The following is a 23,792-nucleotide window of genomic DNA, read 5'->3' as shown; positions in this document are numbered from 1 at the left end:
CGAGATGTCATTGAAAGCGCCCGAATGCGGCGAGTGGAGCGACGACCGGGTGCACCGCCTGCCGGTCCGCGTTTATTACGAGGACACGGACTTTTCCGGCATCGTCTACCATGCCCGCTACTTGCATTTCTTCGAGCGCGGCAGAACCGAAAGCCTGCGGGCCCTGGGGGTACATCACTCCGAGCTGATCGAGGCCGACGACCCTGTGGCGTTCGCGGTTCGTCACATGGACATCCACTGGCTGCGGCCGGCAAAGGTCGATGAAGCGCTTATCGTGGAAACCGTCTACCGCCCCAACAAGGGCCCGCGATTGCGGATGGAGCAGCGCATAGTGCGCGGCAGCGAGGCGCTGTGCGAGGCGACGGTCGAGGCGGTGATCATCGACCCGTCAGGCCGGCCCAAGCGCCCGCCGAAATGGATGATCGAAGTGTGGACGCCGGTCGTGCAGCCGCGCGACGCATAGACGGTTCGGAACTTCTTGCGGCGCCATCCGTTTCAGAACGGAAGGAGACTGGCCGCATGAAATTTTTCGATCCGCTGATCAATCAACTGCAGACTATCTGGGTCGGCTTCGTTCAGACCATTCCGCAATTGGTGCTCGCATGGATCGTCTTGGCCGCCACCTGGCTGCTGGCCCGCCTGCTGTCGCGCGCGGCGCGAGCCGCAGCGCGCAAGGCGCGCACGCGGCGGGCCCTTTCCGACCTGATCCAGACGATGACCGGCATTCTGGTCTGGGTTCTGGGCGCCTTGATCGCCGCCACCATTCTCTTCCCGTCCCTGACCCCGGCCGAGTTGATCGGCGCGCTGGGGATTGCCGGCATCGCGGTGGGTCTCGCCTTCAAGGACATTTTCGAGAATTTCATGGCCGGCATCATGATCATGGTCCGCAAACCGATGCGGATCGGCGACGTCATCGAGGTCGAGGATACGGTCGGCAAGGTCGAGGAAATCACCATTCGCGACACCTACATCCGCGAGATGTCGGGCGAACTGGTCCTCGTCCCCAATTCCTTCCTGTTCAAGAACCCGGTCGAGATCAAGACCGATCGCGACCAGCGGCGCTACGAGCTGATCGTCGGCGTGGCTTATGGCGAGAATGCCGCCGAATGTCGCGAGCTGATCGAGAAGACGGCGTCCGGCGTTGACGGTATCGACACCGAGAAGGGCGTCGAGGTCTATGCCACCGCCTTTGGTGCGTCCTCGATCGATTTCTGCGTCCGCTGGTGGGCGAAATCGGCGCCGCGCGACATGCACCAGACCCGCTCCGACATGGTGATCGCCATCAAGGCTGCTGTCGACGATGCCGGTATCGAGATCCCGTTCCCCTACCGTACCTTGACCTTCAATGAGCCGCTCCCGGTCGAAATGTCGACCGAAGCCGCCGAGGGTTCGGGCACATCGTAGGCGCTGCGCGTCGGTCAGCGCCTTCCCCAAATCTGCCGCAATCTGAAGGATATTTAAATCGCGCTTGGCGCGCATTGGCTTGACGTGTGCATCCTGGTCCTTTTGGAAGCGAGGGATTAACGCTTCTCGGCGAAACCCTTGGCCCGTTGGCCGCCATGAAAGGATTATTGATGGAAACCGGGATCATCGAAGTGGCCCCCATGGCCCAGGAGTTCGGCTTTATCGACCTCTTCTTGCGGGCCGACTGGGTGGTGAAGGCCGTCATGGGCGTGCTGGTCGTCATGTCCATCGCTTCGTGGGCGATCGCGATCGACAAATGGTTGTCGCTGCGCTCGGCACGTTCGCGCGGCAAGACGTTCGAAGACGATTTCTGGTCCGGCCGCGATCTCGACGCGCTGGCCAATGATTACGGCAAACGTCCGCGCGATCCGTTTTCCCGCGTTTTTGCTGCGGGGTTGCGCGAATGGAAGGGACGCAATGCCGGCGACCGCGTCGCCAAGGCGGCGAACGCTGAATCGGCGCGGGAACTGTCCAAGCTGGAAGGCGGGCTGGGCATGCTGGCGACGATTTCCTCCTCCGCGCCCTTCATCGGCCTGTTCGGAACCGTGTGGGGCATCATGAACGCCTTCCGTGCCATTGCCGCTTCTCAGGACACCAATCTCGCCGTCGTCGCGCCGGGGATTGCCGAGGCCCTGTTTGCGACGGCGCTCGGCCTGCTTGCGGCGGTTCCCGCCGTGATCTTTTTCAACGCACTGTCGGCCAACCTGTCGGGCTATGCCGCCCGGCTCGAGGCTTTCGCCGATGAGCTGTCGGCACTGGCCGACCGAGGCGAGAGTTAGACATGGCCGGTTCCGTCTCTTCCGGAGGACGCCGTGGCCGCTGGAAGCCCCAGGCCGAGATCAACGTCACGCCCTTTGTCGACGTCATGCTCGTTCTCCTCATCGTTTTCATGATCACCGCGCCGCTGCTGACCGTCGGTGTCGAGGTCGACCTGCCTGAAACAGATGCCCAGAGCATGTCGGCGGATGCCGAACCGCTGACCATCACCGTCGGCCCGAATGGCGAGATTTTCCTGCAGGAAACCGAGGTCACGATCGAACAGCTGGTGCCGCGCCTGCGGGCCATTTCAGGTGCTGGCTTTGACGGCCGTATCTTCATCCGTGGCGACGAGAATGCGAACTATGGAACGGTGGCCCGGATCATGGCGCGCGTGTCGAACGCCGGCTATACCAATCTCGGCCTGGTCCACAGCCCGGGCGTGGGTGGGTCGACCGAAGACGATCGAGACGAGTAGCGGCTGGCTGGTATGCGCACAGCACTCGTCCTTTTTCTGTCGCTTGCCGTGCATGTCGGATTTGTGGCCGCCGGGCTCATCTACTTTCCGCAATCTGTAAACCAGTTCACCACCAGCCAGATCGTGCCGCTCGACCTGGTCGAGGAAATCGCGCCGCAAACCAACCTTCCCGAAGAGGTGATCGAGGACGTGCCCGCTGAAGAGGCGGCGCCTGCGCCCGTTCCCGAGGAAGCGCCGTCCGAAATCGAGGTCGACGCGGCTCCCGAAGCCGAGCCGGAAACCGAAACCGAGCCGGCGCCCGCCGAGATCGCGGCGCTGACACCGGAACCCGAGGCCACACCGCAGCGGGAAACACCGCCGCCGGCCCCGTCGCGTTCCACGGATTCGCTCGATTCACTGCTCGGAGATCTCGCCAATGTCGTTGACGAGGAGCGGGCCACGTCGCCTTCGCGAAACCAGACGCAGGGCGCGCGGTCCAACGAGGCCATCGGCGTCACCCTGGCAGATTCGATCCGCAGTCAGGCGCAGCGCTGTTTCCGCAGCTCGGTCGACGCGCCGAACCCGGAACGGCTCATCGTTGTGGTACGCGTGCGCCTCAATCGCGACGGCAGCCTGGATGGCCGCCCGGACGTGCTCAACCGGCAGGCTATCGACGCGTCGACGAACCAGTATTGGCGCGTCGCGCGCGATCGCGCCCTTTCGGCGATCATCGATTGTTCGCCCTATCGGCTGCCTGCCGAACATTATTCCATTTGGCGCCGTATAGATGTCACTTTCCGGCAGCAGACTTGATGCTAGTCTGACGCCACACCCATCGGAGTGCTGAACCATCATGACCCCGCTATTCCACCGTTTCCTGGCTTTTCTGATTGTGCTCGTGCCGGCGTCTGCCTTCGCGCAGGAGCCGCTGCAGGTCGATATCTCGCGAGGACACCTCGATCCGATGCCGATCGCCATCCCGGCCTTCATCGATGAAGGCGGGACCGACGGGCGCGGTGCCGACATTGCCGGTGTCGTGGCTGGGGACCTGGAAAGCTCGGGTCTGTTCACCACCGTCGACCCGGCAGCCTTCATCGAGGAAATCGAGGATTTCAACCTCCGCCCGCGTTTCCAGGACTGGCGCGTCATCAATGCCGATGCGCTACTGATCGGCCAGGTCACCCGCCAGGGCGATGGCCGCCTCTTGGTCGGTTTCCGGCTCTGGGATACGCGGCTGCAGGAACAGCTGGTCGGTCTTCAATTCGTCACATCGCCTGAAAACTGGCGCCGCGTCGCACACCGTGTCGCCGACGCGGTCTATGAACGCCTCACCGGCGAAAGCGGTTATTTCGACACCCGCATCGTTTACGTGTCCGAGAGCATCGGTCCGCAGGGCGAACCGCTGCGCCGGCTGGCCTATATGGATCAGGACGGCGCCAACCCGTCCTTCCTGACCAACCGGTCGTATTGGGCCCTGTTGCCGAACTATTCGCCAAGCGCCCAGCAGATCACCTATGTCTCCTTCCTCGACGGACAGGCGACAACCTATGTCTACGATCTCGAAAGCGGCCGCCAGGAAGCCCTGTTCGCGTCCGGCGGAACCGGGCTGGCGCGTATCGATCCGGACGGCCAGTCCCTGTCGGCCCGCTTTTCACCCGATGGCGAGCAACTCGCCGTGTCGATCGAGTTGCAAGCCGGTCATGACATCCATTTGTTCGATTTGCGTTCGCGCAGCCTGCGCCGTCTGACGCAGCACCCGGCAGACGACGTTGAACCGAGCTTCGCGCCTGATGGCGAGCACATCGTGTTTTCGTCGAGCCGCAGCGGTGGATCGCAGCTCTATGTGATGGACGCCAATGGCGGCAATGTCTCACGCATCTCGTTCGGTGAAGGCCGTTATACCGCACCGGTCTGGTCGCCGCGCGGCGATCTGATCGCTTTCGTCAAGCAGCACAACGGGCAATTCTCGCTCGGCGTGGTCGCATCCGACGGCTCTGGCGAGGAACGAATCCTGTACCGCGGCTACTATGTCGACACACCGGCCTGGTCGCCAAACGGGCGCGTCATCCTGTTCACGCGCGGCGAGCGCGGACGCGAGGGAACCGAATACGAGATCTGGAGTGTCGATCTTGCCGGCTTCAATCTGCGGCGCATGCCGATCAACGGCCAGTCGTCCGATCCGGCCTGGTCACCCTTGATCGAGTAGGGATTTTGGCGTTAGCGTGTTGAATTGCGTGCGGCGAAGGCCGCGAATGGCGAGACCGGTGACGGGAATTTTTCAATCCGGACCGGGATTTGTCTCGAAAAAGGCGTAATCGCGCGTATCTGGTGGAGGCTCCGGGGGCTGGCATGGACCCGGTGAAGAAGGGAAGATTACCTATGAATATCAAGTTCGTAATGGTTGCCGGCATGACAGCGCTGCTTGCTGCATGCGCGTCGACGCCGCAGACGACCGACAATAATTCCGGTCCGTCCGAGCCGCCGCGCACAACACGTACCGAAACGCCGGCTGCCAATCCGGGACCGGTGCCCGGAACGACAGCCCATTTCGTCGCCACGGCCGGAGATCGCGTATTCTACGATCTCGATCGCTCGACATTGACGTCCGCGGGCCGCGAAACCCTGCGCCGTCAAGCCGATTGGCTGAACGCCTATCCAAGCGTCACGATCCGGATTGCCGGCAATTGCGATGAACGCGGCACGCGCGAATACAACCTCGCCCTGGGGGCCCGCCGGGCCAATGCAGCGCGGGATTATCTGGTCAGCCTCGGCGTGTCGCCGTCGCGCATCCAGACCGTGTCCTATGGCAAGGAACGCCCGACCTGCCGCGAGTCCAGCGAGCGTTGCTGGTCGCTGAACCGCAACGCCACCACCATGATCACCGGTGGCGCCACGGGCTAGCAGCGGGATTGAATCCGGACCGACGCCCGCAGACTGGTCTCTGCGGGCGTTTCCCCGTGTTCATCCGGTCGCCGTATTTTTGCCGTCTCGATCGCTTATTCCGCAATGTCTGGCCGAATGAAGGGATGACCTGACCATGATCCGATACTGCCTTGCTGTGTTGGCAATCGTCCTTCTGACAGCGCCTGTAGATGCGCAGTCGCGCCGCGAGCTCGCTCGCCGGCTTGACGCCGTCGAAGCCCGGTTCGCGGATATGGAAGCGCAGCGTATCGCGCAAATGGATCAGCTTCTCACGCGGATTGGCGACCTCGAATACCAGGTCCAGGAAGCCACCGGCCAGGTCGAGCGCCTGGAATTCGAGAACCGGCGGCTGGGCCAGCAGATCGAGGCCCAGGATCGCGAGATCGAGAGCCTGGGCCGGCAGGTCGAGCGATTGCGGACGCCGCAGGAGCCGCAATTCGACGAAGACGGAAACCCAATTCCCGAGACCATGACGGAAACCGGTGAGCCGGCGATGGCGACGTCCGGCACGGCTGGAAACGGCCCTCGCGACCTCACGGGTGGCCGCCTCGCCGTGACGGACAGCGATGACCCCTACGCCGAGGAGCGGGCAGCCGCCACGCGCCCGCTGGGCCAGCAATTGGCTCCCGCCGGCGACCGCGCCCCGGCTTTGAGCGCCAGCCAGGCCTACGGTCAGGCCCGGGCCAAATTGCTCGACGGCGATTTTGACGGCGCCCAGGAAGATTTTTCCGGCTTCATTGCCGATTTTCCGGATGACGAATTGATCGACGAGGCCTGGTTCTGGCTCGGTGAGACCTTCTATGTGCGCGGCGATTACTCATCAGCGGCCGAAGCCTACATTTCCTCGCTGCGCGCCGAACGCAACGGCTCGGTTGCGCCCGACGCCCTGGTCCGGCTGGCTTCTTCCCTAGCTGCGCTGGGCCGAAATGACGAAGCCTGCTCGACACTGGCACGCTTCTCCCGCGAATTCCCGTCGGCCAGCCCGAATGCCAGCGCCCGCGCCGAACGCGAATCCTTGCGCGCCGGTTGCCGCTGACGCCATTGCCTGCCGGAATCGAACCGCTTGGCGCCTGCCTGGCGGACTGGGAGGGCGAGACAGTTCTGCTCGGGTTTTCCGGTGGCGGTGATTCTCTGGCGCTCCTGCACCTGGCGACTGGCTGGGCAAGCGAAACCGGATCGATCCTTCGCCCGGTTATCATCGATCATGCTCTGCGCCCGGAAAGCGCGGCGGAAGCCGATCGTGCTGCCGGCCAGGCGCGCGCGCTGGGCTGGACCCCGATCATCGCACGCTGGGAGGGGGACAAGCCGGCGACCGGCCTGCAGGCCGCCGCACGCCGCTTCCGGCTCGAAACCTTCGCCCGGCTGGCAGGTAAAGGGAGCGCCAGGGCCATCCTTCTCGGCCATACCTGCGACGACCAGGCGGAAACCGTCTGGCGGCGCCTCCTTGCCGGCAGTGGCATCGAGGGCCTTTCGGCGATGTCGATCATCGACCCACTGCCGCTCTGGCCCGAAGGCCGGGGCATTAGCCTAGTGCGACCGCTCCTCGGCGCCCGACGTGCCGCATTGCGCGATGCATTGTCGCGATGCGGCGAGAACTGGATCGACGATCCGTCAAATACCGATCCGGCGTTCAGCCGGGTCCGCGACCGTGCCATGCTTGCCCAGCTTGAAAGCGGCGGCTTCGATCCCGCTCGGCTGGCCGGCCTGGCGGACAGGATCGGGCGCTATCACAAGACGCAGGCCGAAACCGCCGGGCGCTGGCTGATGCGGAATGCCGTTTTTCACGCCTGGGGCGGAATCTCGCTCGACCGCGACCACGCGGCGCCATGGCGGGCGGTGGAAGCGTTACGCGCTGCGGTCAGCGGCGATCCGGCGCCACAATCCGCGGCGGCCCGCAAGCTCGCCGGCGCGCTGCGTTCAGGCGAAGCGATTACCGCTGGCGGCGCCGCGCTCGGCTATCGAGGCGCCCGGGCCTTTCTGTTCCGCGATCCCGGCCACGCCACCGGCCGTGCCGATCGCAGCCGGCACCGGCCGGAGATTGCCAGAATCGGCGAAACCTGTGTCTGGGACGGACGATTTGAAATTCGCGGCCGTCAAATTCAGATTCGTCCGTTTTCCGAATGTCCGTCGGACGAACGCGATGGGGTAGGGCTCGGCCCCATTCCTCCGGCCGCGCGGTCCGGACTGCTCTCGGTATGGGAAAATGGCCGATTTCAGGGGCTTGCAGGGTTGGACGGGGATTTTCGGGGCGTTCACTGGCTTGCATCCGAACTGATCGCGCGCAACCTGTTTGGGGATCGCCCGCCGCCATGGTTTCATACACAACTGCGCGACCAAGCGGCGCAAGGCTCGCATTAGCGTCCCGAATGCCCCATATCGGGAAAGAAACGGCGTTGAACGACGGAAAACACAATGAACCTTCGTAACCTGATGATCTGGGCTATCATGATCCTCCTCCTGGTGGCGCTCTTTAACCTCCTCCAGCCGACCCGCGAGACCGCGGGCAGCGAAGCGATCGAGTATTCGCGCTTCATCCAGCTGGTGGAAAACGACCAGATCAACCGCGTCGTCATCGACGGCGACCAGATCCGCAGCGAGGGAGCAAACCCTGTCCGCGCGATCTACCCTGTCGAGGACAACCAGCTTTACCAGATCCTGCGGGCCAATGACGTCGAGTTCCAGGTCGAACCGGCACCCAGCGGGTTCAACGTGTTCAGCTGGCTCCTGAACATCTTCCCCTTCCTGCTGCTGATTGGCGTCTGGATCTATTTCATGCGCCAGATGCAGGGCGGTGGTCGCGGTGGCGCCATGGGCTTCGGTAAATCAAAGGCGCGCCTGCTCACCGAGAAACAGGGCCGCGTGACGTTTGACGATGTCGCCGGCATCGACGAGGCCAAGGAAGAGCTCCAGGAAATCGTCGAATACCTGCAGGATCCCTCCAAGTTTCAGCGCCTCGGCGGCAAGATTCCCAAGGGCGCGCTGCTGATCGGCCCGCCGGGCACCGGCAAGACGCTGACCGCGCGTGCGGTGGCTGGCGAAGCCAATGTGCCCTTCTTCACGATTTCAGGTTCGGACTTCGTGGAAATGTTCGTCGGGGTCGGCGCCAGCCGCGTCCGCGACATGTTCGAACAGGCCAAGAAGAACGCGCCCTGCATCATCTTCATCGACGAGATCGATGCTGTCGGCCGCTCGCGCGGCGCCGGCCTCGGTGGCGGCAATGACGAGCGCGAACAGACGCTCAACCAGCTGCTCGTCGAAATGGACGGTTTCGAGGCCAATGAAGGCATCATCCTGATCGCCGCCACCAACCGCCCGGACGTGCTCGACCCGGCGCTCTTGCGCCCCGGCCGCTTCGACCGCCAGGTCGTCGTACCGAACCCGGACATCATCGGCCGCGAGAAAATCCTGAAAGTGCATATGCGCAATGTACCGCTGGCCGACAATGTCGACGCCAAGGTGATTGCCCGCGGCACGCCCGGCTTCTCCGGCGCCGACCTCGCCAATCTTGTCAACGAAGCCGCGCTGCTGGCGGCCCGCCGCAACAAGCGCATGGTCTCGATGCAGGAATTCGAGGACGCCAAGGACAAGGTCATGATGGGGCCGGAGCGCCGCTCGATGGTCATGTCCGACAAGGAAAAGCAGCTCACCGCCTATCACGAGGCCGGTCACGCCATCGTCGCGCTCAACGTGCCGGCGGCCGACCCGGTCCATAAGGCGACGATCATCCCGCGCGGCCGCGCCCTCGGCATGGTCATGCAGCTCCCGGAGAACGACAAGCTGTCGATGACGCACGAGGAAATGACCTCGCGCCTCGCCATCATGATGGGTGGCCGCGTTGCCGAGGAGCTGAAATTCGGCAAGGAGAAGGTCACCTCCGGCGCCGCGTCCGATATCCAGCAGGCGACGCGCCTGGCGCGCGCCATGGTGACGCGCTGGGGCTTCTCCGAGGATCTCGGTCCCGTCGACTATGGCGACGACCAGGGCGAGGTTTTCCTCGGCCAGCAATTGGTGCAATCGAAATCGGTGTCCGGCGAAACCGCACGCAAGATCGAGGAAGAGGTCAAGGGGCTGGTCCAGACCGGAATGGACGAAGCCCGCCGCATCCTCTCCGAAAAGAAAAAAGACTGGGAAACCCTGTCCGAGGGCCTTCTCGAATACGAGACGCTGAGCGGTTCGGAGATCGTCGATCTGTTGAAGGGCAATCCGCCCGACCGCAGTTCCGACGAGCCGCCGTCGCCGGATGACACGCCAACCGGTTCGGTTCCGATCACCGACGAGGACGAGGCCGACGACAAGGGGTCCGAGCCCTCTGGAGGCCCGGCGCCGCAGGGCGCCTGATTTGACAAGGGGCGCCCGTGGGCGCCCCTTTTTCATGCGTGATCGCTGGATTTCACGCCGCAATCCCATCAAGATTTCGCGATGACCTTTCCTGTTCCCACGCACGGACGTCCCCTCGTCATGGGCATCGTCAATGTCACGCCCGACAGCTTTTCCGATGGCGGGCGCTTTGATAATGCCGACGCGGCGATCGATCATGCCCTGAAGCTGGTCCGCGAGGGCGCTGACGTCCTGGATGTTGGTGGAGAATCGACGCGGCCGGGCGCCGAACCGGTCAGCGAAGAGGACGAGCTGAAGCGCGTTCTCCCTGTCATTCGAGGCATCCGCCGGCACGCCGACGTGGCGATGTCGATCGACACGATGAAACCCGCCGTGGCCGCGGCCGCCATCGATGCCGGCGCCACGATCTGGAACGACGTCAATGCATTGCAGGCACCCGGAGCGGCAGAGCTGGCGGCGAAGCTGAGCTGCGGTGTCATCGTGATGCACATGCAGGGCGCGCCGCAGACCATGCAGCAACATCCACACTACGAAGATGTCGTGCGCGAGGTGACGACCGCGCTTTCACAGCGCGCCGAAGCGGTGATTTCGGCGGGTGTTTCGCGCGACAAGATCTGGCTCGACCCCGGCATTGGTTTTGGAAAAACACTGCAGCATAATGTCGAATTGCTGCGCAGCATTTCGGCCCTGTGCGGGCTTGGTTTTCCTTTGCTGGTCGGCGCATCGCGCAAGCGATTCATTGCAGCATTGGACAATGATGCGCCTGCGGGCCAGAGGCTCGGCGGGTCGCTTTATGCTGCGCTCCATGCTGCAAGCGAAGGCGCAGCATGCGTGCGCGTGCACGATGTTCGCGAGACGGTTCAGGCTTTCCGGATCAGGGCGGCGATCAGTCCGGACGCGTGACCCGGGAATTCGCGGCGGTCACGATTTCCAGCATCAGTGAGTCGCCTTTCACCAGATTTGTGCCGCTTACCGTTCCGAGGCTGCGCACATCACTCCCTGCCATCGCTGCGAGGAAGGCGTCGCGCTCGGTGATGTCGACGATCGCAATCGCGCAATTGGGATTTGCCAGCAGGTGTTCGGCCGCGCCGGCACCATCGGTCAGCGCGACCTCGGTGCCCAGATAGAAGACGTTGGACGGCTCGCGATAGCCTGCCGTCGCCGCCGGGAAGGCCTCGCAGCCTTGCAGCTGTGTCACGATGCGGTGGACCCGGTTCGAGGGCCAGGCCGCATCCACCGACGGGATGGCAAAACCGAAGGCGGCCGCATACATCAGCGCGGCAAGGCCAGCGACGGGGACGAGGCGCGCCGGGTCGGGCTTCAGCGCAAAGAAGGCAATCGCCACAAGACAGGCGAGGCCGAGCGCCGTGGCGATATAGGCCGCAACAGGCATCTCCTGGCCGAGCTCGATTGCGCCATAGGTCGGGATGGCGGCAATCGCCAGGCCCGCGACAATGGCAAGCCCGATCCACAGGAAATGCAGCGCCTTGGCGCCCCGGCCGGTCAACAATTCGCCGGCCTGTTTCACGCCGAGTCCAGCAAGCAGTGCCAGTGCCGGAAAGGCGGGCAGCACATAATGCGGCAGCTTGGTCTGCACGAATTCAAAGACAATCCAGGTGAGCACGGCCCAGACGATCAAAAGGCGGATCTCGGGGCGCTTGCGGTTGGCCCACGCCGCCAGGAAGGCAAGTCCAAGCGCGATCGAGCCGGGCCAGAACATCGCGGGTGACAGCATAGAGTGATAGAGGAAGGGCCCGCCATGGCTGTCATCGGCCTCGCCGACCTTCCCGAACAGGGCGTGACCGACGGATTCCTGCAGGAAGGCCCAGTCTGTTGCGATATTGATCGCGATCAGCCAGGGCAGGGCGATCGCGGCCAATACCGCAAGCCCCTTGAACCAGTGCAACCTGGCCAGCGCGGAACGCGTGTCCGGGTTCCGGATCAACTCGAAAACGAAGACGCCCGCCAGACCGCCTATCAGCACCGCGATGCCGCCGGGCAGGAACCCCAGGCCGGCGAGTTTCAGGACTTCGACGCCGAAGGCCGCAGCCATGATGGCAAACAGCCAACGCGCATTCAGCTTGAAGATGAAATACCCGATCAGGGTAAGCGCCGAAACCATGGTGATGATCGGACCCTTGATCATGATGGCCGCGCCGCTCGCGGCCCAGAACAGCAGGGGCCAGCCGATGAATTTAAGGCGCTCGCCGGCTTCGGCCTTCAGCAGCATCATGATCAGGCCGATCTGCGCCAGCACGCCGGTGGCCAGCAACATCGCATCGGTCTTTGCGGTGCGCGCCTCGACCTGGCTCATCACCGCCACGGCGAGCAGCAGCCCCGCTGTCAGCCCGGCCTGTGGTCCGAATAATCGCGCGCCCAGCCAGGCCGTGCCGAACACGGCGATCAGCATGCCGATCAGCGAGGGCAGGCGGAAGGCGAATATATCGGCATCGGCACCGCCGAAGGGCAGGGCGGTCAGGACCTGCATCCAGTAGATACCGGCGGGTTTCACGTGTCGTGGGTCGGCCTGGAAGCGGATATCGACAAAATCGCCGGTCTCCAGCATCTGCGAGGCCGCTTGCGCGTATCGCGCCTCGTCGCGGTCCATGACCGGCATCGAGGTCAGCCCCGGCGCGAGCGCGATCAATGCTATGATCGCCAACACCAGCCAGGCGCGGCTGGTCAGGCCCCAGCGCGTCTCGCCCCCTTCAAGCCAGTTCGTCAGGGCCGTCATCATTCATCACCTTTCGGCGTAAACAGGAGGTGCCGCGCCGGGATGTGCGTGCGCCGCATCAGCCAGTTCACGCCCATAAGGTCGAAGAAGCCGGCGACGGCGCGGCCGAGATTGGTGTATTTCGTCTCGCCCGAGATCCGCGCCCGGTTGACCACGTCGACATAGATCTGGTCGAAGCCGAGATAGCGGGTCAGTGGCGGCAAATAACGGTGCAGCGAGTCGAAGAAAGGGAGAGCGAGAAACAAATCGCGCGGGATCAGCTTCAGGCCGCAGGCCGTGTCTGGACAATCATCGCGCAGCATGGCCCGGCGAATCCCATTGCCCAGCTTGGACGCCCATTTCCGGTTGGCGCCATCGGTCCGGTTGGTGCGGCAACCGCATACCAATGCCGGGGATTTGAGCGATGTCAGATCGATCTTCGCCGCCATGTCGACAACGGAGCGCGGATCGTCCTGTCCGTCACCGTCCATGGTCGCGACCCACAGCGTGTCGGCAGCCAGGAAACCGGTGCGCAGAGCCGCGCTCTTGCCGGCGCGTTCCGGATGCAGGATCGCGGTCAGTTCAGGATATTGCGTTTCGAGCGCGGCAAGCCGGTCCCAGGTCTCGTCACTTGACCCGTCTTCCACGGCGATAATGCGGTAGGCGTCGAAAGCGGCGGAAAACACTTCCACCGCCTCAGCCATGACCGCGTCGATATTGCCGGCTTCATTGTGCACCGGAATGACGATGGAAAGAGTGCCTGCCTGCATGTCCGCCCGTTCTGGTCCGTGCCTAGGAGATAGTCGTTTCTACCGCTTCCCCTTAGCGCAGTTTACTCAGCCGGGGCCAGCGCTCTCTTGCGCGTCATGCCGATTGACTTCAGCGCGATCATTGCGCACTAGCGCAGTCTGACCCCGGAAGACCACGGAATTTCCCGCCATGCGCCTGCTGCTTTCCCTGATCCTGACCCTTCTCATCGGCACAACCGCCCACGCCCAGTCGCTCGTCATCGCCGCCTTCAATGTTGAATCCGGTGACGACACGACGGCCGAAAACGTTGCCGAAGATCTCACCCGCATGCCGCCGCTGCACCTCTGGGCGCTGCAGGAAGTCGAGGACCAGGCCATGCTCGACACACTCGTTACGTCGCTGAATGACGCAACCGGCCTGACCTATGTCGGGCGCATGGGTTCGACGGGCGGCCGTTTCGAGGACGACTTCCTCGCCTATGTCTATCTGGAAGCGGCCTTTGCCCATGTTTCTTTCGAGGAATTACAGGCCGTGGGCGGGTCCCGCCTGCCGCTCGTGATGCGCGCCACGGCCTGGACCGGGCACAATCTGACCTTCGTCAACAATCACTTCAATCGCGGCAACGAGACCCGCCGCCGCCAGCAGGCCATCAATCTGCGCGACTGGATCGCGCAGCGCCCGCAGGAGGCGATTATCGCCATGGGCACGTTCAATTTCGACTATGATTTCCGCGGCGCGCGCCAGGGCGGCAATCGCGCCTTCGAACAATTCGCCGATGGCGGCCATGTCTCCTGGCCGGAACCCATGTGCCTTGAAGCCGACAATTGCCCGGTCACGGGATCGCAGTGCAATCCCAACTATGCCTCGCTTCTGGACTTCATCTTCCTCGCCGGCGCTGCGTTCGACTGGCCGGCGGTGACAGACCTGGCCTTTCTTGACGAGCCCTTTTGCGGCCGCGACCAGCGCGGCTATCCCGATCATCGCCCGGTAATGGGTCAGATCCTGCTCGGGGGACGTGCCGAAACCGAGTAGGGGTTTCGGTCAGCGTCGTGTCGCGATTTCCGCTTGCAGCTCCTCGAGGATCGCCCGGGTCAGCGCAATACGCGAACTGTAGAGCTCCAGCGCGGCGAACTGGGTCGAGACCCAGTAGCGCAGCTCTGCCGTCAGCTCGGTGTTGGTCACCAGCTGGTCCGCGAACGCAGATAGAGTCACCTCGAAATCCGCGGGCGCATCGCAATCGAAAAACGCCTGATCGCGGCCGCCCATCGTCTCGTAGCAATTTGCCCAGATATAATTCTGCAATTCGATCGGAATCTCGCCCCGCACCGATTCCCGGTAGGCGGGCAGCTCGTCCGTGATGCGGATCAGACCTTGCTGGCTGTAATAGCTTGAGAGGCGACCGCGCAGCGCCGAGTTCTGTAACAGCCGCAGATCGCCCGTGGCGATCAACTCGCCATAGGTCGCGGCGACCAGCTCCGAGCCACCCGCCTGGCTGGCGTTGAAATAGGCCAGGATCACCCGCCATGGCGTCTCCGGCGTGCGGCGGCCTTCGGTATAGGCGAGGGCTTCCAGTCCGAAGGCGCGGACATCGGACCGGAAATCGCGCGACTGGATGTATCGCCGCTGGTTTTCTTCCATGTCGGCGGACAGCCGCTCCAGATAGAGGTCCGCACGCCGGTCGTCATTGCGCGTTTCGGCCCAGCCGGTGACCGCAAAGCCGATCACCACGCCGGCGACCACGACGACGAATTCCACCACGACGGCAAACCAGTTCTGGGTTCGGACCGCTTGGGAGAGACGGGCAAGGATCATGGTGTCTGCTCCTTATCCGGCCATGCGGGCTAGCCCGCACCGCCATCACGCCCATAGAGCGTTTCCAGGCGCGCGACCACGGGATTGCGAACGATGTCGGGTACCTCGAAGCGAATAATCCGCGCAAAATCCTCGCCTTCAACCAGGCTGGTCAAGTGATCGAATCCCGAGCGGCCGTCCTCGCGCATGTCGCAATGATCGGGATCGCCGACCAGCACAATGCGGGATTTCTCGCCGAGGCGGGAGACCACCATGCGTGTGGTCCGGACATTCATGTTCTGCGCCTCGTCAATGACCATGAAGGCGTGCCCGAAAGTCCTGCCCTGCAAATGGCCGACGGGACAGATTTCGAGTTTCCGGCTGGCCTGCAACCGGTGCACGACATCGGGACCGACGAGATCATTGAGCTCGTCCTCAATGCCCGCGAAACTCTCGTCATAGACGCGGTTATTGCGTAGCTCGGCCGTCATCACCTGGCCCTCCCGGGCGACATTCGGGCGCGCCACGATCATGTGCTGCACGGCACCGGTTTCCAATAGGCTCAGGCCCGCTGCGAGCGCCAGATGCGTCTTGCCCGTACCGGTCGGTCCGGAAGCCATGATCACCGGCGCGCGGCCCTCGATCAGGGCCTCGATATAGGCGTGTTGCGTCAGTGTCAGCGGCCGCACCGGCTTGGGAAGTCCGGCCAGCCGCAGGACGAGATCGCGCTTCAGCGCGCCGTCGATGGCGCTTCGCAGCGACGCGCCGTCCGGCACGTCATGCGGCCCGGTCGTGCGCCAGCTCGCGGCCGCCTTTTCCAGCCAGCGCTGCATCACCAGCACGGCCGGCGCATCACCGCTGACTTCGATCCCGGATGCGGTTTCCTTCAGCGCCATGTGATAGGGCGCCACGGCGGCATGCGCGCTGTGTCGCAGACCGGTATTGTCGCGCAGATGCGCCGACAGCGCCTCCGGCACCGCGACATTGGCCTTGTGCGTGGGCGCCGGTTCGGCGGGTGCAATGGTGGCTAGGTCCGGCATTTCGGCCTCCCCCTTATCCGCAAGCTTTCGCAGGAATCATGCCCCGCCCGGCGTGAAGGGGCCGTTAAGCAGGTTTCCGGCGCGTTCAGATCGAATTGCACGGGCAGGCACGAATTACGGGGAACTCCCCTGGTTGCCGGTCTCGAGCGCCTCGAGTAGCGCAGTCATGCTGTCTCGCGCAGCGCCAAGATGGTGAAGCTGGTTAATCCGTATCGTTTGCAGCCGGTATTCGATCAGGTTGACCAAACGCTGATCGGCCGCCAGCTGATCGTAGTTGATCGGCGTGGCCGACACGGTGAATTGCAGGTCTTCGAAATTCTCGACGAAAAACGGCCGCATATAGAGCACGACATTGGCTTCAAGGGCCATGGACTGATCGACCTGTCGATAGGTCGCTTCGTGGAGGCGGATGATCTGGTGACGAAGGTCGACATCGCGGATCAGATTGACCCCTTGCGACTTCAGGGATTCATAGGCCGCGCGATCGAGATTGAGGTAGCCGAACCCGTACATGAGTCCGAACGCGGCATCGAGTGACGGGTCATACGGATCACCGGCCTCGATGTGTGCGAGCAGGTGCGTCAGCGCGGTCTCTGCCCTCTCGAAACGGTCCAGTTCCTCTTCGAGCTCGACGAGGTCCTCGCGCACGGACACCTCAATCTGATCGAGGACCTCCCGTTCGGCCTGATGGCGCCCGCGCTCCGCATTCCACGCCGTGATCTGGAAACCGATCACCACGCCGGCGATGACGATGACGAATTCGAGGACAACGGCGAACCAGTTCTGTGTCCGGATGGCGCGGGAAAGACGGGCGAGGATCATTCGACGTGCGACTCCGCATAATGATCGCGAAGCCAGTCGGCGCCATAATCATTCGACGGATCACGGATGACGATGTGAAAGTGGTTCGCATCGTTCACCTGGCCCTCGCGTGCAAAGTCGATCAGAAGCGACGGCGCCCATAGTCTCAACATAAAGGGTTCCGACAGATCGTCATGATTGCCCCACCAGGCAAGGCTTAGCGTTTCGAGGCCGTCAGCTTCGATTTGCGCTAAGCGGGCATCGGCCGCAGCCATGGTGGCCACACCGACAAATTCCCGTATGGCGGAGTGCAACATGAGCAACTGGTTTTCAGTTAGATCGGCTGCCGACAGGCCGATGGGTGCGGCGTCCATGTCGGGGACCCACCCCGGCCCGGCAAATTCCAGAGCTTCAGTCCGGTCTTGTGATTGGACTAGGTCGGCTAGCTGCGCTGCGTTCAGAGACCACATCAAATCGGCGACCCTATCCAGCTCGTGTTGCAGCGAACGCCGGCCGGTATATATCCCTGATGGAATGATCTGGGGATTATTGCCGAGGAAAACAGGAGCGAAACTGACCCGGCCGTCAATGATGGTCGCGGTCACGGCCAGATGGTGACCGTCCAGCACCAGCGACCAGGTCCCTGAGGCTGGGTCACCGAAAATCCGCACCCAGTAGTTTTCCGGATCAAACGACGCGGCAAACGACTCGACCTGCGCCCGGTCTTCTTCAGGCAAGGTTTCGCCGCGCTCCTCAAGCATCGCCGACAGGTTCGCGGAAAGTATGGATTCCAGGGACATGATGTGGAGCGCGTCGCTATACCCTTCGCTGGAGAGCGAGCGGGATAACAGCCCGTGCAGGGCGATCCGCTGTCTATCGTTCAGGGTGGCAATCTGAAGGCCTGCCCGTGGCGCCATGACCGTTGGCAGATTGCTCCAGCTTTCGCGCGCGTTCATGTCGTCCAGTTCGAACAGAACGGCATCGCGCTGTTGTTCGTCCAGCGTCGACAGGAAATCAACCGCGGCATTCGCCATGGCGTCCGCCTCTATCTGCATGGCGATCCGATGATGATCGGGATGCGCCCAGGCGCCGCTACTCAGACAAAACGTTAGCGCGGCAATGATCAAATAATTCATGGTGTCCCCCATTTTGAAGTCCGTATTCGTGGACAGAAAATCATCCCGGTACGTCCAGCCAGTCGGCGTCGAATTCGAGCACCATCGCGCTCCGGTTTTGTTGCCGCACGGATTGCGAGAAGCGGGAGAGGATCATTGCGCATCCTCCGCCGATGGCGGTTCGCAGGGCCGGCCGGTCTCTTCGGCCAGCGCGTCGCACATCGCCTGTGCGGCCTCCAGCGTCGCCCGCGTCCAGTCGGTCACCGCGCGCTGGCTGTTATTGCCGAGAAGCAAGCGCTGGATGAAGGCCTCGTCCCTGCTGAGGATTTCATAGTCGAACTCCCAGCGGCGCTCCCGGATTGTATCGGGCACATAGACGACGCGGGCGCCGGCTTGCCCCGCCGCAAGCGGGTCCTCGGTGCGCATCCGGATATAGTCGATCTGCGCCTGCAGAAAGGTCAGCTGGGAATGATAATGGCCGATCGCGGAGCGCAATTCCGGCGAGCCGATCTCGGCAAATTCGCCATTATTGATCAGCTCGTCATAGACCGAGCGCGGTGGAAAGGCGGCCGGCAGGATGCCGACGGAGTTCAGCCCCTGCGCCATGTCCCGCCGGTCGGCATCGGCCCAGTCATTTGCGATCAGCCGCTCGATCGCCTCGGTGCGCAACGCATTCATGCGCTCGTGCAGGTCAACATGCTGGTGGTGATAGGCGACGATTTGCTCGGCCTCGTCATGCAGCCGCTCAAGCGCCGCGGCCCGCCGCGCCTCGGCCGCGCGTTCATTGGCCCATTGCGAGACCTGAAAGCCGATCACCACGCCGGCGATGACGATGACGAATTCGAGGACAACCGCGAACCAGTTCTGCTCGCGGATGGCGCGGGAGAGGCGGGCGAGGATCATTCCGACGTCTCCACCAGCGGCGCACAGCTGCGGTCCGCCGCTTCGGCAAGTGCCGTGCAGGCGGTCTCCGCGCTGTCCAGCAGTGCGTCGCGAACGCGCTGAAAATAGAGATGGATGGTGCGCGCGATCATCAATTCGGTAACCGCCTCCGGATCGGCCGCCAGCGCGTCGAGATCGACCTCGCTGCCAAGAGCGTCCACCGCATCTTCAGACCAGAACAGGCCGACATGCCGGCCCAGCGCGTCATAAACTTGCGGATTGTTCAGTTGGGCGAGCTGGTCGCGCGCATAATCGACCTCGCTGAAGAAGCGGCTGGCGGCGCGTCGCGCCCGCGTCTCGTCGATCAGCCGCAGCGTCCCGGTGGCCACAAGTTCGTCATAGACGGCACGCGAAACCGGCATCGGCGGGTTGACGGCAAGGCTCATGACGCCTTCGATCGCCCGCGGCTGCAATTCCGGATCGCGCCGCAGCGCCGCCTCGGCCGTCGATCGGGCGGCGATTTCGCGGCTGGCATTCAACCGCGCCGTCTCGGCGTTGGAGCTGCGCAGCAGCCAGACATTTATCTCCATCTCTTCCAAGAGATCGATCGTCGCCTGATCCGCTCTGGCGACCGCCGCGCGATCATCGGCCCAACCGGAAATCGCGAAACCGATCACCACGCCGGCGATGACGATGACGAATTCGAGGATAACGGCGAACCAGTTCTGTTCGCGAACGGCTTGAGAGAGGCGGGCGAGGATCATGAAGGATCCTCCAGGGCAGCATCGATCATGGTTCGAATCTGCGCGATCTTGCTTTGACTGACACGAAGATTGATGAAGCGACCTATCTGCAAACGCAGGTGTTGCTGTGCGGCGACCTCGAATTCCGGATCGGTGAGAAGTGCGTCGAAATCGATCTCGGCGACCTCCGGCAGGGTGACGTCATAGAATGCGAGATCGAGCGTGTCAGGCAGGTGGTATTCCGGGTCGTAGCGAATGTGCCGTTTGAAGGCGACGCTGAACGGGGTCAGCATGATGTTAATGTTGGCATCCGAATCGCTGATGTTTTCAAGGCTTTGCTCGTATTCGATCAGGCGAAGCCGAAGCTGTTGATTTTCAACGAGGGAGAGACGTCCGGAGCCCTGCAGATCCCGGAAGGTGCCTGATGGCGGTGGCGGATCGGCAAAAACATCTCCATAGGCAAGCGCCCGCCGGATCGCATCCACCTGGTCCGGGGCAATCTCGCCAGCATCGACAGCGCGCACCAGGATCTCCAGATCATGGATCACGCCTTGATAAAATGTGGCCAGCTCGCTGGCGGTGATATCGATCGCAGCAAAATCGTCATGCAGGTCGATTAACGAGCGCTCTGCGCGCTCATGCACGAGGCGCTCCGCATTCCAGGCGGAGATCTGGAAGGCCAATAGCACGCCGGCCACGACAATGACGAATTCCAGAACCACCGCGAACCAGTTTTGTGTCCGGATGGCGCGGGTGAGGCGGGCGAGGATCATTCCGTGGCCTCGCCATGCGAAACGCCCAATTCATTGTCCACAGCCTGGTGCAGGGCCCGAAAACTGCGGTTCGGCCCGTCCATGACAGCGCGCAGGAAGAATGTCGATTTGGAGATATTGTCAGCCAGCTCGTTCAGGAAAGGCCGGTCTTCCCGCATCGCGGCGGTATCGCAGCGTGCGGATCCATCGAAGATCGGATTCCAGTTTCCGGCGTCCCCGGGGAAGGCAAAATGCATGAGATGCGGGTGCCGGGCCGACAGGTTCAGCACTTCGTGATTGATTGCCCGGTCGATTTCTTCGGACCAGCCTTCGGACAGAAAATGCTGTGACATGGCCCTGCGAATGCCGTCATTCCGGATCAGGTCCATTTCACCGGTCGATTCCAGCTCGGTCAGGATCGGCAAGGCCAGCGACGGCGAATTGAAAACATGCGACTGGGCAATCGCATTGCATTCGGCCCGCGAGAGTTCGCCCGCCTCATCCGCATAGAGCAGCGCGCTCGCTGACAGCAGCAGGTCGCGATTATTGGCGCGGTCTGCAGCCCAGTCCCAGCGATCATTGGTGACATGCTCGATGTCGGCATGAAGCCGCTCGAGAATTCGGGTCTCCTCGAGACCGGCGGCGACGCTCATCCGCCATTCGGTCACCAGGAAAGCAACCAGAACGCCGGCGACGACAACGAAGAATTCGAGGACGACGGCGAACCAGTTCTGTGTCCGAACCGCACGGGAGAGGCGCGCGAGGATCATGGAGCGGCCCCCATTCCGGCAACATTAAACACGGCATGGTGCTCCGGTACGGTCAAGGATCATGACCTCCCCGCTTCGCTATCGCCGGGCTTGGCGGTGTCGTCCTCGTCCTTGGCATGGATCCGGTTGTGCCGGACCACGAAAAAGAAGCCGATGGAGCCGAAATAGGCCGTTAGCAGCATGGCCGCGACGAAGGCGGGCATGGACGCCATGGCTTCACCGCCTGGCCCGGCCGGCCCCAGCCAGGCCAGGTCACCCGGATCACTGGCGGCGTGGGCATGGATGTGGACGCCCAGATTGAAAAAGTCTGTGAAGGCAAACAGGACACCAGAGCCCGTCATGAGCGCGCCAATGCTGTAGAGGCTCAAAAACAGGACCGCGACCCATCGCCCCATCCGGTGCGCGAGAAAATAGCTCGCCGTCAGCATGGCAAAGACGACGGCCATGAAATTGCTGAACACGAAATTGGCGGCGTTCAGATATTCCGAGAACAAAAGAGCGAGTTCAAAGTCACTCATGACGATACGAACCCTTCGTTTTGAAGGCTGCGCATCTCATGCATGCATCTGTGCAAATCCATGTCCCAAACGTCTCCCCAATGAAAAATCTAGCACAATCAATCATGGGTAGGAAAAGGGGATTCGCGATCAGGTTTTACCCTGTGGTCTGAACACAAATGAGCGCCAAGTCGGCCATGATCACACCACCGGCCATGGCAGATCGCCAGCCGGCCGGATTTCGTTAGATCCTCAAGTTTCGACAGGCGCGAATTGTGGAGGGTGAACACGCGGATGTCGGTGTGAAGACCGGGATGCAGACCGTCCGGCAGGCCCTGCTCGTGGGAGATCGCTCGCCACGGTCATCCGTTCCAGCGCCGGAAGCGTGTCTTCGGATCAGGCGAAAATCATTGGCTGGCTTCGTTGTCGTCATCGGCAAGCGCTTGCCGCGTCGCGACGAGATTTTCGGCGGCGAGCCCGAGAACGACATTCAGGCTGGATTGCAGATACTCCCACTCATAGAGCTCGGTCGCCAGCTCATGTTGACGGCAGGCGGTTTCAGCCGGAACTGAAAGTGCAAGGCGGCGCCGCGGCATCGCAAAATCAAAGCCGCGATAGGTGAGCGTGGCCGGTTCGGCATCGGCAAACGTCAATTCGTTCAGCCGCCATATCGGTGAATTGAAGGGCATCAATTCCAGGAAGGCAGCCTCGGTTTCCAGCAGCTCCAGATCGTAAACCAGGCGTTGCAAGGCCTGGCGTTGAGCTTCCGACTGTTGGCTTAAAAGCGAGGGCTGCTCGGCAAGTTCGCGCAAGGCGCCCGATCGAAAACGGATTCCGCGTGTAACCTGGGCCTGGTTTATCCCCGCCACGATGGCAGCCTCGGCATCGGGACCGGTCGCGCATTGCTGCAGCGTATTGAGTGCTCTTGTGACGTCGGGTATGGCGTCCGCGAGTTCCGATTGGGTTTCGGCAATCGTGTCCAGATTGGCGTCGATCTCGGCCTCGAATCGCAGGAAGGCCAATCGCAAGGCCTCCCGGTCTGCCCGCTGGGCATTCCACGCTGTAACCTGGAAACCGATCACGACACCGGCGATGACGATGACGAATTCGAGCGCGACCGCGAACCAGTTCTGCTCGCGGATGGCCCTGGATAGTCGCTGAAGGATCATCCCTCTTGCCTCCCCGTCGGCGACGCTAGCAGCGCCCGCGCCAAAAGGGAAAGGGGAAGGGAATCCGATCTCTACCGGCAAACGGACGGGTCTGTGTCCCCGTGTCAGGAACCCGCACGTCCCATGGGCGTTCTGCTAGCATGGGGACGTCATGCTAAGCTTTCACCTCCGCCGAATCTGACAATCGATCTGGTTCCTGCCGGTCGCCCCCGCCGAAGCCGGCCATGTCCAGACCATCGACATCGCCGCGCTCCAGACCCTTGCCGAGGCGGCCGACACCAAAATCTACCTGCCCTCGCGCCCTGGCGCGTATGTCGGAACCGGAGCACCGGCCGCCTATGTGATGAATACCAAGGAGCTGGACGAGAAAATCCTCGACCAGATCATCATTCATCCCCGGCGCACGCTCGAGGAAGGCCCGGCTTTCGGCCTTGTCACCCTTTCCGAGATTGCCTCGCGCGCGCTGTCATCCGCCGTCAACGACAGCGGCACCGCCCTGTCGGCGATTGCCGCCATCACCCGACTCCTGGCCCGGCTCGCGGGCCGCTTCGGCGAGGCGGCCGATGACCCGGCTGACCGGGTCTTCATGGCGACGCTTGATCCGCATCAATTGCTGGTCGATGCCTTCCGGCCCATCGCCCGCGACGGGGCGGACAAGGTCGAGGTGGGCATTCGCCTGCAGCAGGCGCTGGGCGTCCTCGTCAGTGTCGACAAGTCAGCGTTTGGCGAACCCGCAGAAGCGGTCAGCAAAGACGCGCTTGAACGCGCCGAAGCCGCGCTCGACAATGAACACGACCTCAAGGTGCTGCGAGACGCCTGTCCGTTCAGTTAG

At 62.9% G+C, this 23,792-nt stretch carries 25 protein-coding genes; 13 read left to right on the top strand and 12 right to left on the bottom strand.

The annotated features are described in order from the left end of the window. Nucleotides 1-4 precede the first annotated feature (4 nt). From ybgC to folP, 11 genes are all read left to right on the top strand, one after another. Entirely contained in the window at nt 5-463 is a 459-nt protein-coding gene (gene ybgC / locus ACOOFN_RS04880) for a tol-pal system-associated acyl-CoA thioesterase (protein WP_420434246.1), read from the top strand. A 56-nt stretch (nt 464-519) separates the two neighbouring features. Next, a complete protein-coding gene (locus ACOOFN_RS04875) occupies nt 520-1,404 on the top strand; it encodes a mechanosensitive ion channel family protein (protein ID WP_420434244.1) in 885 nt (294 codons plus the stop codon). A 155-nt stretch (nt 1,405-1,559) separates the two neighbouring features. Next, nucleotides 1,560-2,243 (top strand): protein TolQ, encoded by a 684-nt coding sequence (tolQ, locus tag ACOOFN_RS04870; RefSeq protein ID WP_420434242.1) that lies wholly within the window; start codon nt 1,560-1,562, stop codon nt 2,241-2,243. Nucleotides 2,244-2,245: 2 nt separating this feature from the next. Beyond that, nucleotides 2,246-2,698 carry an ExbD/TolR family protein gene (locus tag ACOOFN_RS04865; RefSeq protein ID WP_420434240.1) on the top strand — a complete coding sequence of 151 codons (453 nt, stop codon included), beginning with the start codon at nt 2,246-2,248 and terminating at the stop codon, nt 2,696-2,698. A 12-nt stretch (nt 2,699-2,710) separates the two neighbouring features. Further along, on the top strand, nt 2,711-3,490 hold the full coding sequence (locus ACOOFN_RS04860; protein WP_420434238.1) for a hypothetical protein: 780 nt from the start codon (nt 2,711-2,713) through the stop codon (nt 3,488-3,490). Between the two features lie 40 nt (nt 3,491-3,530). Then, nucleotides 3,531-4,883 carry a Tol-Pal system beta propeller repeat protein TolB gene (gene tolB, locus ACOOFN_RS04855; RefSeq protein WP_420434236.1) on the top strand — a complete coding sequence of 451 codons (1,353 nt, stop codon included), beginning with the start codon at nt 3,531-3,533 and terminating at the stop codon, nt 4,881-4,883. Nucleotides 4,884-5,056: 173 nt separating this feature from the next. Beyond that, complete coding sequence (gene pal / locus ACOOFN_RS04850; protein WP_420434234.1) at nt 5,057-5,578, top strand: peptidoglycan-associated lipoprotein Pal; 522 nt, start codon at nt 5,057-5,059, stop codon at nt 5,576-5,578. Nucleotides 5,579-5,714: 136 nt separating this feature from the next. Then, the gene (gene ybgF / locus ACOOFN_RS04845; protein ID WP_420434232.1) at nt 5,715-6,635 is read left to right on the top strand and encodes a tol-pal system protein YbgF; all 921 of its coding nucleotides are present in this window, start codon (nt 5,715-5,717) and stop codon (nt 6,633-6,635) included. 5 nt (nt 6,636-6,640) lie between these two features. Further along, complete coding sequence (gene tilS / locus ACOOFN_RS04840) at nt 6,641-7,957, top strand: tRNA lysidine(34) synthetase TilS (RefSeq protein ID WP_420434230.1); 1,317 nt, start codon at nt 6,641-6,643, stop codon at nt 7,955-7,957. Between the two features lie 54 nt (nt 7,958-8,011). Further along, nucleotides 8,012-9,937, top strand: a complete 1,926-nt coding sequence (gene ftsH / locus ACOOFN_RS04835) for an ATP-dependent zinc metalloprotease FtsH (protein ID WP_420434228.1) — start codon at nt 8,012-8,014, stop codon at nt 9,935-9,937. Between the two features lie 81 nt (nt 9,938-10,018). Continuing rightward, nucleotides 10,019-10,840: a dihydropteroate synthase gene (folP, locus tag ACOOFN_RS04830; protein ID WP_420434226.1), complete on the top strand. Its 822-nt coding sequence runs from the start codon at nt 10,019-10,021 to the stop codon at nt 10,838-10,840. Here folP and ACOOFN_RS04825 read toward each other — a convergent pair. Together ACOOFN_RS04825 and ACOOFN_RS04820 are read right to left on the bottom strand one after the other, a co-directional pair. Continuing rightward, a complete protein-coding gene (locus ACOOFN_RS04825) occupies nt 10,824-12,674 on the bottom strand; it encodes an ArnT family glycosyltransferase (RefSeq protein ID WP_420434224.1) in 1,851 nt (616 codons plus the stop codon). The genes folP and ACOOFN_RS04825 overlap by 17 nt on opposite strands. Beyond that, nucleotides 12,671-13,420 (bottom strand): glycosyltransferase family 2 protein, encoded by a 750-nt coding sequence (locus ACOOFN_RS04820; protein ID WP_420434222.1) that lies wholly within the window; start codon nt 13,418-13,420, stop codon nt 12,671-12,673. Before ACOOFN_RS04820 ends, ACOOFN_RS04825 begins: the two co-directional genes overlap by 4 nt. A gap of 169 nt (nt 13,421-13,589) precedes the next feature. Here ACOOFN_RS04820 and ACOOFN_RS04815 point away from each other — a divergent pair, with 169 nt between their 5' ends. Then, nucleotides 13,590-14,432 (top strand): hypothetical protein, encoded by an 843-nt coding sequence (locus tag ACOOFN_RS04815; protein ID WP_420434220.1) that lies wholly within the window; start codon nt 13,590-13,592, stop codon nt 14,430-14,432. A gap of 9 nt (nt 14,433-14,441) precedes the next feature. Here ACOOFN_RS04815 and ACOOFN_RS04810 read toward each other — a convergent pair whose 3' ends face one another. From ACOOFN_RS04810 to ACOOFN_RS04765, 10 genes are all read right to left on the bottom strand, one after another. Next, on the bottom strand, nt 14,442-15,212 hold the full coding sequence (locus tag ACOOFN_RS04810) for a hypothetical protein (protein ID WP_420434218.1): 771 nt from the start codon (nt 15,210-15,212) through the stop codon (nt 14,442-14,444). 29 nt (nt 15,213-15,241) lie between these two features. Beyond that, nucleotides 15,242-16,231: a PhoH family protein gene (locus ACOOFN_RS04805; protein ID WP_420434216.1), complete on the bottom strand. Its 990-nt coding sequence runs from the start codon at nt 16,229-16,231 to the stop codon at nt 15,242-15,244. Between the two features lie 114 nt (nt 16,232-16,345). Continuing rightward, nucleotides 16,346-17,053, bottom strand: a complete 708-nt coding sequence (locus ACOOFN_RS04800) for a hypothetical protein (RefSeq protein ID WP_420434214.1) — start codon at nt 17,051-17,053, stop codon at nt 16,346-16,348. Beyond that, a complete protein-coding gene (locus tag ACOOFN_RS04795) occupies nt 17,050-18,168 on the bottom strand; it encodes a DUF3500 domain-containing protein (protein WP_420434212.1) in 1,119 nt (372 codons plus the stop codon). The genes ACOOFN_RS04800 and ACOOFN_RS04795 overlap by 4 nt, the downstream gene beginning before the upstream one ends. Before the next feature lie 132 nt (nt 18,169-18,300). Next, a complete protein-coding gene (locus tag ACOOFN_RS04790) occupies nt 18,301-19,050 on the bottom strand; it encodes a hypothetical protein (protein WP_420434210.1) in 750 nt (249 codons plus the stop codon). Beyond that, the gene (locus ACOOFN_RS04785; RefSeq protein ID WP_420434208.1) at nt 19,047-19,793 is read right to left on the bottom strand and encodes a hypothetical protein; all 747 of its coding nucleotides are present in this window, start codon (nt 19,791-19,793) and stop codon (nt 19,047-19,049) included. The genes ACOOFN_RS04790 and ACOOFN_RS04785 overlap by 4 nt, the downstream gene beginning before the upstream one ends. Further along, nucleotides 19,790-20,545, bottom strand: a complete 756-nt coding sequence (locus tag ACOOFN_RS04780; RefSeq protein ID WP_420434206.1) for a hypothetical protein — start codon at nt 20,543-20,545, stop codon at nt 19,790-19,792. The genes ACOOFN_RS04785 and ACOOFN_RS04780 overlap by 4 nt, the downstream gene beginning before the upstream one ends. After that, on the bottom strand, nt 20,542-21,294 hold the full coding sequence (locus tag ACOOFN_RS04775) for a hypothetical protein (protein ID WP_420434204.1): 753 nt from the start codon (nt 21,292-21,294) through the stop codon (nt 20,542-20,544). The genes ACOOFN_RS04780 and ACOOFN_RS04775 overlap by 4 nt, the downstream gene beginning before the upstream one ends. A 59-nt stretch (nt 21,295-21,353) precedes the next feature. Continuing rightward, nucleotides 21,354-21,812: a hypothetical protein gene (locus tag ACOOFN_RS04770; protein ID WP_420434202.1), complete on the bottom strand. Its 459-nt coding sequence runs from the start codon at nt 21,810-21,812 to the stop codon at nt 21,354-21,356. Nucleotides 21,813-22,198: 386 nt separating this feature from the next. Further along, complete coding sequence (locus ACOOFN_RS04765; protein ID WP_420434200.1) at nt 22,199-22,960, bottom strand: hypothetical protein; 762 nt, start codon at nt 22,958-22,960, stop codon at nt 22,199-22,201. Nucleotides 22,961-23,147: 187 nt separating this feature from the next. Between ACOOFN_RS04765 and ACOOFN_RS04760 the strand changes: the two genes are divergently transcribed. Beyond that, the gene (locus ACOOFN_RS04760) at nt 23,148-23,792 is read left to right on the top strand and encodes a DUF2254 family protein (protein WP_420435015.1); all 645 of its coding nucleotides are present in this window, start codon (nt 23,148-23,150) and stop codon (nt 23,790-23,792) included.

The sequence above is a fragment of the Hyphobacterium sp. genome, from assembly GCF_965217055.1.
In the GTDB taxonomy this organism is placed as follows: Bacteria; Pseudomonadota; Alphaproteobacteria; order Caulobacterales; family Maricaulaceae; genus Hyphobacterium.
This window is presented reverse-complemented; position numbering and strand designations above follow the sequence as displayed.